11 protein-coding genes are annotated in these 14,166 nt (G+C 44.9%); 8 read left to right on the top strand and 3 right to left on the bottom strand.

Annotation, left to right across the window (positions count from 1 at the left end; all coding sequences use genetic code 11):
- Together QUB51_RS16930 and QUB51_RS16925 are read left to right on the top strand one after the other, a co-directional pair.
- Entirely contained in the window at positions 1–1,266 is a 1,266-nt protein-coding gene (locus QUB51_RS16930; protein WP_333211959.1) for a glutamate-5-semialdehyde dehydrogenase, read from the top strand.
- Between the two features lie 322 nt (positions 1,267–1,588).
- Entirely contained in the window at positions 1,589–2,728 is a 1,140-nt protein-coding gene (locus tag QUB51_RS16925; RefSeq protein WP_333211957.1) for a fatty acid desaturase, read from the top strand.
- 126 nt (positions 2,729–2,854) lie between these two features.
- Here QUB51_RS16925 and QUB51_RS16920 read toward each other — a convergent pair whose 3' ends face one another.
- Both QUB51_RS16920 and QUB51_RS16915 read right to left on the bottom strand, forming a co-directional pair.
- Complete coding sequence (locus QUB51_RS16920; protein ID WP_333056557.1) at positions 2,855–4,558, bottom strand: lipoxygenase family protein; 1,704 nt, start codon at positions 4,556–4,558, stop codon at positions 2,855–2,857.
- A 321-nt stretch (positions 4,559–4,879) separates the two neighbouring features.
- Positions 4,880–6,013: a class I SAM-dependent methyltransferase gene (locus tag QUB51_RS16915; protein WP_333211955.1), complete on the bottom strand. Its 1,134-nt coding sequence runs from the start codon at positions 6,011–6,013 to the stop codon at positions 4,880–4,882.
- A 696-nt stretch (positions 6,014–6,709) separates the two neighbouring features.
- On the opposite strand from QUB51_RS16915, the gene QUB51_RS16910 reads away from it, so the two are divergent.
- From QUB51_RS16910 to QUB51_RS16900, 3 genes are all read left to right on the top strand, one after another.
- Entirely contained in the window at positions 6,710–7,765 is a 1,056-nt protein-coding gene (locus QUB51_RS16910; RefSeq protein ID WP_333056555.1) for an adenylate/guanylate cyclase domain-containing protein, read from the top strand.
- A gap of 36 nt (positions 7,766–7,801) precedes the next feature.
- Positions 7,802–8,242 carry an NUDIX hydrolase gene (locus QUB51_RS16905; protein WP_333264255.1) on the top strand — a complete coding sequence of 147 codons (441 nt, stop codon included), beginning with the start codon at positions 7,802–7,804 and terminating at the stop codon, positions 8,240–8,242.
- A gap of 132 nt (positions 8,243–8,374) precedes the next feature.
- Entirely contained in the window at positions 8,375–8,830 is a 456-nt protein-coding gene (locus QUB51_RS16900; RefSeq protein WP_333264258.1) for a GTP pyrophosphokinase, read from the top strand.
- A 105-nt stretch (positions 8,831–8,935) separates the two neighbouring features.
- Here the strand turns inward: QUB51_RS16900 and fabG are convergent, their stop codons facing one another.
- On the bottom strand, positions 8,936–9,700 hold the full coding sequence (fabG, locus tag QUB51_RS16895) for a 3-oxoacyl-[acyl-carrier-protein] reductase (RefSeq protein WP_172188962.1): 765 nt from the start codon (positions 9,698–9,700) through the stop codon (positions 8,936–8,938).
- A 73-nt stretch (positions 9,701–9,773) separates the two neighbouring features.
- Between fabG and trxA the strand changes: the two genes are divergently transcribed.
- The 3 genes from trxA to QUB51_RS16880 all read left to right on the top strand — a co-directional run.
- A complete protein-coding gene (gene trxA / locus QUB51_RS16890; RefSeq protein WP_333056552.1) occupies positions 9,774–10,091 on the top strand; it encodes a thioredoxin in 318 nt (105 codons plus the stop codon).
- An 87-nt stretch (positions 10,092–10,178) separates the two neighbouring features.
- The gene (locus QUB51_RS16885; RefSeq protein ID WP_333056550.1) at positions 10,179–10,763 is read left to right on the top strand and encodes a hypothetical protein; all 585 of its coding nucleotides are present in this window, start codon (positions 10,179–10,181) and stop codon (positions 10,761–10,763) included.
- 665 nt (positions 10,764–11,428) lie between these two features.
- A partial coding sequence (locus QUB51_RS16880) for a YncE family protein (RefSeq protein WP_445299473.1) occupies positions 11,429–14,166 on the top strand: 2,738 nt, incomplete at its 3' end.

The raw sequence follows: 14,166 nt of genomic DNA, 5'->3' as shown, positions 1-14,166 counted from the left end.
ATGATAATAGAGGATTTTACCCATTCATCAGATGCCGCAAATGTCGCGCGTCGCGCTTATCAAGCTTCTTTGGAGTTGGCGGCGACAAAGAGTGCCGATCGCGCTGCAGCTTTGCAGGCGATGGCGGGCTCGCTGAAACGCAGACAAAATGACATTTTAGAAGCAAATACTCTGGATTTAGAAGCGAGTCGGGACATGGCGATTCCCGAATTGATTGTGGAGTGGCTGAAGCTGACGCCGGAACGGATCAAGACAACTGTGCAAATTCTGGAACGGTTGGGGGAAATGCCAGATCCGATCGGCAGGGTGATCAATGCTTCTTATCAGGTCGATCGCTGTCAGGTTTACTGTCAGTCGCTACCACTGGGGGCGATCGCTCTAATTTACGAGGCGTTTCCAGAGTTGGGGGCGATCGCCGCGGGTTTGTCTCTCAAAAGCGCTAACAGTTTGATTCTAAAAGGCGGCAGCGAAAGCTGGCAAACTAATGCTGTAATTGGGGAAGCTTTGGTGTCGGCGATCGATGAGGTAGGTTTGCCATCGGGATGTTTGCAGATACTGCCGCCTGATCGGGGCGCTTCGATCCGAGAATTGGTCACTCAAGACCAATATCTCAATTTAATTATTCCCTACGGTAGACCAAGTTTGGTGCAGCAGGTGGTAAGGCTGTGCACAGCACCAGTTTTGAGGTCGGCAATGGGAAATTGTTACCTTTATTGGTCGCCGACTGGTAGTTTGGAGATGGCAAGGTGGATGATTTTGGACAGCCATCAAAGCGTGCCCGATCCTGTTAATGCGATCGAGAAAGTGCTCATCGATCGCAACCAAAAGCCTTCTTCCTTAGTCAGGCTGTGGAACAGTTTAAAAGAAAAAGGCTTTCAAATTAGCGGCGATGCGGATCTCGTCGCAGATTTCCCAGAGTTGAAGCTGGCGGAAACATACGAGTGGACTCAACCGTATTTAAACAAAACCATCGCGTTTAAAGTTGTCGATAGTTTAGAGATTGCGATCGGCTGGATCAACCGCTACAGCAGCGGTCACGCTGACTGTATTGCCACTGAATCTTACTTAGAAAGTCGCCAATTTGCTCTGGATGTTAACAGCGCCTCAACTTTTATTAATGCCTCACCTCGGTTTTGGCGCTATCAAAATCGGGGAGATGCGATATTTTTGGGAATGTCCAACCAAAAAGGTTATCGTCGAGGATTGATCGGGTTAGATACGCTGACGACAATTAAAGAAATTGTTCAGGGAAACGGACTTTTTTAATCTTATAGGTTATTTAGAATTGGTTATTGAGATTAAACCAAACTCAAAAAATGGGAGACTATTATCGATGCGTAAGCCTTTAATAGTTGTTCCAAAAATCTTTTTATAGGATACAATAATATCTTGGTAGAACAATCAGGCAGCCTTGATCTAAAGCAATTTGATCACAAGCTCCCGGATAGCCGCAGTGGAGACAGATAAAATCTCCGCATCCTAACAATAAGCCGCCGGATTTATGTGTGGGTTCAATCTAAAATCGGGTACGGGATCTAATTAAATTTAGAAACTTATTAACTCACATGAAAATACTCTTAGCTATCACATGAAATCCGAAAAAACACTCAATACTCTAGACAATACCGCAACGCCGACTTTAGGCAAAGAAACGCTAATTCACCACTCGGTATATGTTAAAAAATTGCGTCCGCTGCTGCCATCAGATGCCTTTGAACCAGAGCCTAGCAAGTTAGCAATACTATTCATCAACGCTGCTATTTTATTGCTGGGATGGGGAATTGCTGCTAATCTCGATCGCTGGCCTGTCTATCTTTTAGGGCTGTACTTACCTTTAGCCGTCATCATGGGCAATAGTATCATAGTTTTGCTATTTAGCTCCCACGATTTGATGCACGGTAGCGTTCAGAAAAAGTCGCGCCTCACTTATCCGATCGCCTTTTTGGGACTAAGTATGCTGTTTATGCCGCCTACTCAGTGGAAAAATCTGCACAACCTCGTACATCACAATAACACGAATTCTGTGGCAGACCCCGATCGCAACTATCTGTACCAGCAACCAGATACTTGGGGAAAATGGATTCAAAATCTGTTTGTCCCGTCGGTAGAAGTAAATCCGGTGTGGTTAATTGTAGGGATGGCGGGTTCGTGGTTAGTGCATAATTTCCGCAATCTCACCTCGGTGCTGTTATTTAACGATAAATCTGTTGATTACGTACCGGCTGCCTTTACAGTTAGTCCTAAAGATAGATTGACAATCGCATTTGAATGTCTGGGAATTTTAGGAATTCATGCGAGCATTTTATTCTACCTAAATTTTCATCCGCTCAAAATCGCCCTTGCGTACTTTTTGCCGATCGCAATTGGTCATGCAGGCGCAATGTTTTACATCTATACCAACCATATGGGTTGCCGGATGACCGCGATTAATGACCCGCTGATCAACAGTGCTTCTGTGCGGGTTCCTAAAATATTTGACCTGCTGCACTTGAATTTTTCTTACCACACAGAGCATCATATTTTCCCCAGCATCAACTCAGACTATTATCCGATGGTGCAAGAGTTGTTGCAAATTCACTATCCCGGACGCATGAATTTAATCGATGCTGGAGAAGCTTGGCGGTTGCTGATGCAAACACCACGGCATTATCAAGATGAAGTCACATTCACAGATTCTGCGGGTACAATGGCCGTGAATTGCTCGATTGTTGAAGACTATAAAAGCTGAGAATTCGCATTGTAACTCACATCTTGAATTATGCTGAAGAACAGGCTTTTGTGCCTGTTCCACCAAGAATGAATTTTATTGTGGGGAGTAGGGGTTGGGCGTCTCGCCTGCCCCAAAAATACACTCCTACATACTGATGCTATTTAGCACCAACGAAGGCTTGAGAGCAAAATAAGGAATGACTCGTTTTTGATTGTTAGCATCAATCCTTTGTTCTGCCATATTCAAATTTTGCTGGAACTGTCTGGCTAAAAGTTGGATCGGGGTTCCCGCAAAAACTTCGTCGAAGCTCATCCGGTAGAGTTCTCGGAAAGATTTATCGTAATAACCCAAACGGTCATATCGATAAGCTGACAAAATAAACATAGTTTTCAGTTGCTCAGCCGCTCGTTTGTACGGAGGAAGCAACCGTAAAATATCCTTTTCTGTAATCACTTCGAGATTGCCAGAAGCGGTAATTTTGGGAATGTCCCGGTAGGCTGCCAAGGGCATATTGGCGGCAAAAGCCATGTATTCGTACTGGGGAAAATTGACGGCTGAATGCTGCGGGCCGCAGGTGAAAATTACAGTTGTGACAATTTTAATTAATTGTTCAACTGTGTCGATTTTGCTGGGCATTCCTTTGACTTTACCGCCGTTATCAGAGGCTAATTCTTGTGCCCAGGTTTGCAGTTCCACATCTTCTGCGATCGCCTCTTTCGTCGGGTAAAAGTGTTTGAGATAGCCGGAGACAAAGGTTTCGATCGCATTCCACAGTAGCAATCCATCATCTCGGTAAGGGTAGTGAGGCAGTTGATTTGGATCGTCCATTTCCCGATTTTTCAGTTCAGTTGGGAAGGCAAATTGATCCAGACTCCAGTTACTGCAAGCCTCTCTAGCTATTTCCATTGTCTCTGGCAAGCTACCGCTTAGCAAGTCATCGACTGGCCCGCCCGGAGCGATCAAATAAGAACGCGCCAGCTCGTTGTTAGTCAACATAAACCGAAAGTGCGGTTTCAGCAGCAGGCTAAGGGGGTGATTTTTAGCCAACTGTCGGGCGGTGACGATCGCGATTGGTTCCATCACCAAATGAGTTCGACCTAAATGCGAGCTCATTTCGTGGTGATTGGCATCTGCTACTTGCACGCAGAGTTTCGCAAACAGCCAATCCACAGGAGGATCGAACGGGGTGTAAAGATGGCTATTTGGGGTCGGATCTAGTTGAATGGCGATCGGCACCAGTTCACCGCGATCGCGGATTCCCGTCCACCGCCAAGCGAAAAAAGCTCGCGGTTTCGGCAAGAATTTTCTGCCTTTTTCATAGCTGCCACCTCCTATTTTTGAAGGCGCGCGATAGTGTTGGTCGCTACCCGTATAATCGGCAATGTAAATGTTTTTTTGTTGCAACTCTTGGCCCAGATCGAATAATGGGTGAAAGCTGGAAATTTGTCCCAGTGTTTGCGCCCGAGGATCGCCGGCATCTAACAAACGAAGCACCATCGGATTTGCTCCAGACAGGCGCTGTTCTGCAAAAGAGCGATCGGTTTGGTAGATTTTGGCAACAGCAGGTAGCGGCAGCAGAGTAAAGAAATCTTCATAGTCTTGGAGCTCGTCGAGAGGATCGAGAAAACTTCTCGAATCGGCCGCCAGCATATTTCCTGGAAGTTCCGATGTTGCTAGTATCCGCTCTCCAATATACTTGCTCGAAAAGTTCTCGACTGGTGGCACATCTTTCAATAATGCCAAAGGTGATAAACTCTCAAAGTCAAACTGATAAGCTTGTTGCTGCCGATTCAAGGAATCGCGACGCTGTTTTTGGTTCGGGTCGTCTTGAGGAAGAGAAGGTTTCATATTGTCTACCATTGTATAAATCAACTCTCTTTTTGTAGTAAAATATCGGAGATCATCACTACCGATCGAGGATGGAATTTAAAAAGTATTGTGCAGGCTCACGCTTGATATAGGTCTTATTCACCGATCGATAATCTTATTCCGGATTTTTTAAAGCTCAGAAAAATTCCTCAAAAGAAGGCAACACTTCTCGATCGCCCTAAATCTATGTTGAAAGGTTTCATCCTCCCGATAAGTAGCTCGCACTCAAGAACCCCGACTTCTTTGAGATGTCGGGGTTCGGGGAGTTCGGTTTTTTGAGCTGAGTCTACTCATTAGCGGTTAGGCACGAACCATTAAATATTGACCGTTGCCGTTATATTCGCCCTCGCAACTCGCGAAATTAGACACAAACCAAATCAAGTAAAACCGCCAGATGCGGCGAAATTTGGCAGAGTCGATGCCGTAGTCCAAATCTTTGACTATTTCCTGAGAATCGTCAAAGTTTTTCAACCAGTTAGCAAACGTTGTGGAGTAATTGTATCCGTTGAGATACCATCTTTTAATGGTCTTGAGGTCTTTGTTGTGGCTGGGAATTGCATCATATTTCCAGTAACGGCCGTGGGGAAAAATGTATTTGTGGGTGAAAACGCTGGATATATTGTTGGGAGTGCGAACTGTGATGATGTGAATGAAAACTTTGCCGTTATCCTTCAGGAAAGATTCTAGCTTTTGGAAAGCTTTCGTTAAATTGCCTATATGCTCAAAAACTCCGATGGAGAGAATTTTGTCAAATTTGGTCTCGAAGTTGGCGTCGTTAAAATCGCCTTCATATAGGGTAAATCGACCTGAACTAAGGTAGCTTTCGGGCTCTTGCATCTTCTGACGCATATACTCGCATTGGTGGTGGCTGAGGTTAATGCCAGTAGACTGGACATTGGGGAATTTGGAAAGAATGTAATTGGGAACGCAACCCCAGCCGCAACCAAAGTCTAAAATATTGTCGCCATCTTGAATCTCTAGCTTCTCAATCACATCATCAATCATCTGCATTTGCGCTTGTTCAAGGTTGGCTGCTCCTTTTTCCCACAATCCCATGCTGTATTTAGGATAAATAAGTTTTCCATCGCCTAACATCGGATTCAGCATTGCTTGAGGTAAGTCGTACTGAATCTTCATTAAATCCCGCGGCCCTTCGGCTGTATGGTCTGTTTCTGTTAGTACCCATTCGTAGGGTGCAAGCAGGGAGGGGAAATGCTTAAAAAAGACGGGCATACAGGTATCAAAAAGCGATCGCAATACTGAATCTGCGACTTCTAATCCGTTGATGTAAGACTCTGCTACTGCCATTTGCACCGTGTTAACTGCACTGACTGCGAGGCGGGTTGCTCCGTAGGCGATCGGACTTTTGCTATGTACATCTCCCACGATGGGAATGTGTTTTTCGATGCTTTGTAGGACTGTTGATGAAGTCATGGTTATATTGGTTTTAAAGATGCTGCTATTCTATCTCACGAAAATTAGCTGGTTGTTAGAGATCCAAAAAGCTGAAACTATTGTCAAGTCAGGTTTGCACAGCAAAACATCCCAAAATCCTAAAAACATATGGCGCTTGAAGGGGATTTGATAACGGATTTATCTGGCTTTGGGTGATCTTAATTTTATTAAGAATTATGTCAGTCTATTTGAGATTTGAGATTTGAGATTTGAGATTAACTCCAGAGCTTGAATTGGGGTATTTTTACGCTGAGATTAAAATTTTAGTGTTCAGTTATACCATTTTAGATATTAGAATTGAAAATGAATGATGAGCTAAGAGTTGGACTCTTGCCTAGAGTTGCATTCTTTTTTTAAACTGGTGTCAATCGATTTTAGATTTTAGATTTTAGATTTTAGAGGCGACCCCACGGATAAATGCTCTTTCTTGAGGATTTTCGATTTTCGATTTGGGATTGATTTGCGCGAGATAAATCACGTGGCGGGTACCACATGAAGAAATTCGTGGTCAGTTGGGCGCTTGAGGTGAGGAAACGAGAAGCAAGTGCCGATCGCGACTTATAGTTAAGGTATCAGGGATACAGAAAAAATGCCCAGAAACCGGGTTTGCATACAGGTTCACTGCAATAACAGATGTCCGCGAGATTTCTCGCTAATTAGCTAGACGCGCCATATATGCCACAGATTCACTATCTGCCGGACGATCGCACGATCGAGATAGACGACGACGATATAATTCTCGAAGCTTCCCTGCGTGCCGACATTCCCCACACCCACATCTGCGGCGGTAGCGCCCGATGTTCGACTTGCCGGGTATTGATTGTCGAAGGTTTGGAATTTTGTTCTCCCCGCACTTCGCCGGAAGAGGAACTTGCCAAAAAATTGCGCCTAGAACCGGAAATTAGGCTAGCTTGTCAGACACAGGTTGCGGGCGGCAGGGTGATTTTGCGCCGACTGGCGATCGATTCTGAAGACTTGGAATCATTTAACGACGAAATGGTCGGAAAGTTGATTTCTAATCCTGTGGGTCAAGAGAAGAAAATTGCAATTTTGTTTGCCGATATTCGAGGGTTTACTGCGTTTGCAGAATCGCTGTTGCCCTACGATATAATTTATGTTTTAAATCGCTATTTCCAAAAAATGGGTTATGTTATCAACCGCAACGGCGGGATGATTAATAATTACATGGGAGATGGTTTTATGGCGCTGTTTGGGTTGGAAAATTCAGACAAGGCGGCCCAACAAGCAGTGAGGGCTGGGGTGGAGATGCTGGAGGAACTAGAGAAACTCAATCCCTATTTTGAGACTTTATACCGTCACCGGTTGCGGATTGGGATTGGCATTCACTGCGGCTGGGTGGTTGTGGGGAATTTGGGGGCGTCGAAGAGTCAGACAGTTACGGCGATCGGGGATGCGGTGAATTTGGCCAGCCGGATCGAGGCGGCTAATAAGCAAGTAGGAACAAGTTTACTGATTTCCGAGGAGACTTATCAGGAAGTGAAAGAATTGGCGATCGTCGATCGGCGCGTATCCGTGCCAATTCCGGGGAAAAGTGGCGAATATCCGCTGTATGAAGTAGTCGGGATGCCGCCGCTGCCCGTGGAAATCGAAGAAGTTTCTGAGGTAAGGGAAGGTTCTATTTGGCAAAGTTTTGTCAATAAATTGTTGGCTTTGTATGCTGTGGCGTACAATTGGATTAGGAAAATTTGGAGTCACATCAAAAAACTATAGAGCAACTTTTTGGAGTTTGGTTATTTCCTCAATAATATGAATATTCCCAATTCAATTGTCCGCATTTTTATAATGCTCCCGAACGGTCAGATCGTCGCACAAATGCGAGATAATATTCCAGGTATTGCAAGCCAAGGAATGCTTTCTACTTTTGGTGGTGGCGTGGACATTGGAGAAAGTCCACAGCAAGCAGCAGTGCGAGAACTGGAGGAAGAAACTAGCATAAAAAGCGATTGCAAAGTTGAATTTATCACAACTTTTCTTTACATAAAAAACAAGAATCCCGAATTTATCCAAAAAAATCACCTATTTTTGGCAAAAGTTAGCAATATTGAAAAAATTGAAATTCAAGAAGGTGTGGGTTTTGTAGTTTTGAGAAAAGATGTCGATTTCGAGAAAGTCAATGCAGGGGAGGGGACTCAAATGGCTTGGAAATTGTTGCAAGAATATTTAAAATCAAATAACCTGTGTATGTAGGGTGCAGAGTGCGTAGCTTACACCATAGATAGACAGTGAAAAAAATCCTCTCTTGCGTAAGTTCTATTTATTTCCGACTGCTTAGCTTTTCCCCGCTAGGGGGATGAAACTATAATAGAGAACTTCTTTACGATGCTGTCAACTACGAATTCAGAGTACGAATCATTACTACAACGCGCGATCGCGATCGCCGCCAAAGCTCATGATGGACAGGTTGATAAGGCAGGCAAGCCCTATCTATATCATCCCCTATTTGTGATGGAAAATGTAAATTCTCTAGACCAGAAAATCGTAGCGGTTCTACACGATGCGGTCGAAGATTCTGAACTTACACTCGACCAACTCAGAAGCGAAGGTTTTCCTGAATTTATAGTAAAGGCGATCGCCGCAATTACCAAAATAAAAGGAGAAGCTTATGCAGCTTATTTAGAACGTGTGATTGCAAACCCGATCGCACTGCGAGTCAAAATCGCTGATGTTACTCATAACCTAGATATTCGTCGCATCGCCAATCCGACAGAGGCAGATTTTCAACGCATTGCAAAATACCAAAAAGTCCTCCGTCAGTTGCGTGCCGCCTTAAAGTAATTATTAACCGCAGATATCCGCCTTCATCGTGGCACAGGCATCTTGCCTGTGCGATATCTAGGCATCATGCCTGTGCGATATCTGCGGTTAAAAAAATCCCCAAATCTAAGCCATCACCATCCCCCCATCCACATTAAAAACCTGCCCAGTTATATAAGCAGCCGCCGCATCTGCCGCCAAAAACTTCACCATCCCCGCAACTTCCTCAACTTCCCCATATCTCCCCAGCGGAATATACTTCAAAATCTCATCAGACTTGACATCCTTAGTCATATCTGTAGTGATAAAACCCGGTGCAACTGCATTCACAGTAATCCCGCGACTCGCCAACTCTTTCGCCACAGTTTTAGTAAATCCAATTACCCCAGCCTTTGCCGCACTGTAATTAGCTTGTCCCGGATTGCCCATTTGTCCAGCAACCGAAGCAATATTAATAATTCGGCCGCTTCGCTGTTTCAGCATGATTTTACTGGCAGCTTTCGCACACAAAAACACGCCAGTTAAATTCAAATCAATCACCGCTTGCCAATCTTCCAACTTCATCCGCAGCAGCAAAGTATCGCGAGTAATGCCCGCATTGTTCACCAAAATGTCAATCCGTCCCCATTTTTCCATGACATTACTGGTGAGTAAATCTACTTGCTCAGTTTTCGAGACATCTGCTGCAAGTGCGACAGCTTCTCCTCCAGCAGCGACTATTTCTGCTACCACCTCATCAGCAGCCGCACTCGAACTCGCATAGTTGACGGCGACTTTAGCGCCCTCTGCTGCTAGGGTTAAAGCAACGGCGCGGCCGATTCCCCGCGACGCACCGGTCACGACAGCAACTTGACCCCGCAATCTCTGAAAAGTCTCTGGTAATAGTTCCATAATTGTATCCTCGCAATCTACCAGAGAATTTTGCACTAAAATCGAGCCAGAACCCAAAAAATTATTTTGTCTTATGGCAGTTCAAAAACAGTTCAGCAGTTTTGAAGAGTTACTATCGGGCTCTGACTTGCCGGTGTTGGTAGATTTTTACGCTACTTGGTGCGGGCCTTGTCAGATGATGGCACCGATTTTGGAGCAAGTGAGTGGTCAGATGAAAGACAAGCTGATGGTTGTCAAAATTGACACCGATAAGTACGAACAGTTGGCGTCGCAGCATCACATTTATGCTTTGCCGACTTTGGTGTTGTTCAAAAATGGCGCTGAGGTCGATCGCATTGAGGGAGTGATGCAAGCGGCGCAGTTGATCGATCGAGTGCAACCTTTCTTGTAACCGGAGTCAATTATCTCACACGTAGGGTGTGTCAGCCCATATCTGATTCATTATGAATAAGATAATCCTAGTTGACGCACCCTACTGATGAAGACTCCCAGCCACGCTATTATCAATCTGGCAATTCTCGGCAAACCGCAACTGCCGCAAGCTAATCTCATTATTGCGATCGGCGGAATCTTACCCGACATCCCAATATTTTTATTTTACTTTTGGGCGAAATACATTGCTCGCTTGCCCGAAGCTACAATTTGGTCAAAAGCATATTATGAGCCTTTTGTACAAAATATTGTGGCTCTGTTTCATTCAATTCCCCTTGCGGTTATTGGTTGGCTAATTGCTTATTACTTTGGGTGGCAAAGCGTGCAAATTTTGTTTATCAGCATGATACTACACTCTCTGGGAGATTTGCCTGTCCACAATGACGACGCTCACCGCCACTTTTTTCCGTTCAGCAATTACCGTTTTATCAGTCCGTTTTCTTATTGGGATAGAAAGCACTACGGGTCAATTGTTTCTGTGGTTGAAATGTTGTTAGTGCTGCTGTCAACTTTCCGGGTTTTTGGTTTTGTTAATTCTTATGCTGGTAAAGTATTGTTGATTTTGGTGAATGCTTTTTACATAATTGGAGCGGTGTCTTTTTACGTCCGTTCTTTAGTTTCTCGTTCTTAATTATGCTACTGGAAGTTCGATCGCGATATTAGAGAAATTGTATTTGCGGCATTAAGGGCGATCGTACTGGGAATCTAGAACACAATGTAAAGTTTTATAACAAAAATCCACATTTCTGCCTCAACAGCTTGACAAAAACAATTTTCTTATGGTGAGATACTAAGAATCACAACAAGTTACTGTATCGCTTGTTCGCATCTTAATGAAATTTTCCAATAAATCGCCCTTCAACAGTCAAGAGCCGTTCCCTATTGGTGAAACGACCTTAATACCTGAATTCGACCTAAATACCGCAAACTTACTCAATCCTCAAGCCCTTAGCAGCCCTACCCCAGAGCCAGCACTCCCCGGACTTCCAGACAGTTTTAACAATAACCCCGAAGACACCGCAATCTCCTCCAAATCCATCAATTTTAGCCCCAAATTAAAGGATTTCAGTTTTACCCCCCCCCGTAAAAAAATCTCTTGAACTCGATACTCTCACTGGCGAACCTGTAAACGAAAGACAAATCGACTACTTCGGTAAAGAGGGTATTTTTGCGGAAAGACGCGCATCTCAACTCGCTCCAAATGCGGCAAATCCCAAAAATCCTCCACTGATTGAAAGTGCCGAAGTCAAATTCAAAGACGCAAACAATCAACCTTTTGAGAACAATCTACCAGTTTTGTTTCTGACGGGAAGCAACGTTTTAGCAGACAACTTTGGCGACCCCAAAGGTAGCCAATTTAGCGATTTAGTGGTAAAATTTTATGTTGGTGACCAAGCTTACGAAGGCACAATACTAACCAACCTCAGTCGCGAATTAGCAGACAATAAATTTGAAGTAGCTGTCAGAGTTCCCGACACCGTACCCTTGGGCGATTCGCGAATTGTCCTCAGTCGCAAACAGAACGAAAAAGTCAGTTCAAATCCGGCAGAACCAGCAACAGAAATTCTCTACAACAGCAATTCCTACCGGATTGAAAACGATACAGAATATGTTTTTGGGGCCCAGTGGACAGCGGATAGAATCGCCGTACTCAACGGTTCCGACCCCGAATCTGTTGTGGCGATAACGAACAGCAGCGACTTGCTAATTGGTAACATTGCTGTAGGTACGGACGATCGACTAGATAGAGCCAGAGATTTGACTGTAACTAGCGACGGTTCTCGCGTGTACGTCCCGCTGGAAGCTTCCGGTAGAGTCGCTTTAGTCGATCCGATAACCCGACAGCAGGTAGATACTAAAGCGGATGTAGCTGGCTTAAACCCGATCGATTTGCCTAGCGGTGCAACGCCTCGTTCAATTGTACTTGATTCTCGCGACCAATACGCTTACATTGCTGACGGCAAAGCTGGCGGCAATTCCATCTACGTTCTCGATATCAACCCGTTCTCATCCAAGTATCACCAAGTTACCCAAACTATCACAGTTGGTGCAGCACCTAGCGGTTTGCGACAGATGGCAATTAGCAGCGACGGAAAGAAGCTATTTGTTACCGCACCGAACGGTTTGAACAGCCAGATTTACGTTGTGAATATTGACCCCAAAGACCGACCCAGCGACCCCAGTCAGAACCCTCAAAAGTGGAATCAATTAATCGGAAATATAACAGCCGATGAAGGCGTAGAAGGATTAGCTTCTACGGTCTATCCGCTGAAGATGACGTTTACAAACAGCGGGAAAGATAGCAAAGGATTTGGGGTACTGGATATTACTAATAATGACCCGGTAAGTTTTGCTGCTACTACTCGCTATACAAATTTAGGGTTGGGTTCCGACTTTGATTACTTCGATGTGAATGAGGGAGTTTCGGTAACGGTTTTACCGGATGCTAGCTATGCGTTTGTTGTGGGTCGCAATGCGGACGCGAAATTTTTCGGTCAGGAATTGCCCAGCGTGGATGGAGACCCCCGGGCCGGGAGCAATATCGGCATTATCAAAGACCCGCTGACGAATCCGCAATTAGTAGCAGCAACTCGACCAATTCCCGACGGATTTGCTACTGATTTAGCGCTTTCAAGTGATAGCAAGTACCTCTATGCTTCCTATCCCAATTTGAGCGGTGCTAATGGGAAGGTGTATGTCTTTGACACTGAAGAATTCGTGAAAACAGTGACAAACCCCGCTCAATTTCAAATTGATGCTAAAGGTCGGGGTGTCGGGCTGCCTTTGTTCGACAGCACTACGGCACGAAATGCTACGGTTGCTGACCTTTCCACAGTGCCCATTGATAATATTAACCCAGCGGTTAGTATTGCTGCTGACTTCCAGATTCTGATTGATGCAAACAACCAGTATACTTACGGCGTGCCGCCTGGTAGCAAGCGAGCTCCTGTTTCTGCGACTAACTCTCGCGGTTTGGCGGCGACACCGCTGGATTGGTTGGATTTAACTGGGCCAGGTGAGAATACAATAAATGACTTGACTCCGACTTTTGAATGGGAATTTGACGAATTGCCCAATGAAAATGTAGAAGAAGTTAACCTCTTCCTCAGCGTATTCGATGAAGGTGAAGGACTGCTACCGTGGGATGAAGTTGTCGATTTACCAGACCCGAATGGCAACGAGTTTCTTTTCAACCAAGGATTGAGCAAACCAGAACAGTTGGATTTACTGACAAAACCTTGGAATACTTCTTTTTACCGCAGCCAAGAGAACGACTTCAACCCCAACCGAATTCTAACTGCAACTTGGCAAAGAGGTGACAACGGCATTGGCAAGTGGACTTTGGATGGCGGGCAAACATTTATTGAAGGTACAAATACCAGCTTCACGCTACCTGACAACCTCACTTTGACAGCGGGTCAGGAGTACAATTGGGCTGTTGAAGCTTGGAATAAAAATGGCAGCCGGAACATAGAGTTTGGCGATTTTTGGACGCCAATATTGACCGAGCCCGATGATGGTAATGATGTCTTCCCCAGCGTAACTGTGCTGACTCATGGCTTCAAACCTCCCTTTAGTCCTCCCTTTTTTGATAACCCTGGAATTCCTTCAGAGTTTTACCAACTGGGCAATAGTATTGCCAATGCAGGTGCTGAAGATAACGGTTTGATGATGAGGTACGACCTCGCTACTGGTTATTGGGTTCCTGTCACCAAATATGGAGCGGTTGCGCCAGATTTCCCAGCAGGTGAGAATCCAGAAGACGACGCCGACTATCTCACCAAGTTGGAGAGTTACATAGCTCCATACCTTGACAACAATCAACCGTTAGTGCTGCTGAATGACTGGTCGAACAATAATGAATCGGCAGCTCCTGATTCAGGTTTTAGCGAAGCAGTGGCAGATGCTTTCTTTACTTCTCTCGTGCAATTAGACCAACTGTTTATCGATGAAAACAGCACGGCAAAACAAGGAGCAATTTTCAATTCACCGCTGCATTTTATTGGCTTCAGTCGGGGAACAGTTGTTAACAG

This window comes from Microcoleus sp. AT8-A3 (assembly GCF_036705675.1).
In the GTDB taxonomy this organism is placed as follows: domain Bacteria; phylum Cyanobacteriota; class Cyanobacteriia; order Cyanobacteriales; family Microcoleaceae; genus Microcoleus.
This window is presented reverse-complemented; position numbering and strand designations above follow the sequence as displayed.

What these genes read in the sequence shown, in the direction of transcription:
- QUB51_RS16930 (WP_333211959.1), top strand. Translation starts at nt 1, where the DNA reads ATGATAATAGAGGATTTTACCCATTCATCAGATGCCGCAAATGTCGCG.
- QUB51_RS16925 (WP_333211957.1), top strand. Translation starts at nt 1,589, where the DNA reads ATGAAATCCGAAAAAACACTCAATACTCTAGACAATACCGCAACGCCG.
- QUB51_RS16920 (WP_333056557.1), bottom strand. Translation starts at nt 4,558, where the DNA reads ATGAAACCTTCTCTTCCTCAAGACGACCCGAACCAAAAACAGCGTCGC.
- QUB51_RS16915 (WP_333211955.1), bottom strand. Translation starts at nt 6,013, where the DNA reads ATGACTTCATCAACAGTCCTACAAAGCATCGAAAAACACATTCCCATC.
- QUB51_RS16910 (WP_333056555.1), top strand. Translation starts at nt 6,710, where the DNA reads ATGCCACAGATTCACTATCTGCCGGACGATCGCACGATCGAGATAGAC.
- QUB51_RS16905 (WP_333264255.1), top strand. Translation starts at nt 7,802, where the DNA reads ATGAATATTCCCAATTCAATTGTCCGCATTTTTATAATGCTCCCGAAC.
- QUB51_RS16900 (WP_333264258.1), top strand. Translation starts at nt 8,375, where the DNA reads ATGCTGTCAACTACGAATTCAGAGTACGAATCATTACTACAACGCGCG.
- fabG (WP_172188962.1), bottom strand. Translation starts at nt 9,700, where the DNA reads ATGGAACTATTACCAGAGACTTTTCAGAGATTGCGGGGTCAAGTTGCT.
- trxA (WP_333056552.1), top strand. Translation starts at nt 9,774, where the DNA reads ATGGCAGTTCAAAAACAGTTCAGCAGTTTTGAAGAGTTACTATCGGGC.
- QUB51_RS16885 (WP_333056550.1), top strand. Translation starts at nt 10,179, where the DNA reads ATGAAGACTCCCAGCCACGCTATTATCAATCTGGCAATTCTCGGCAAA.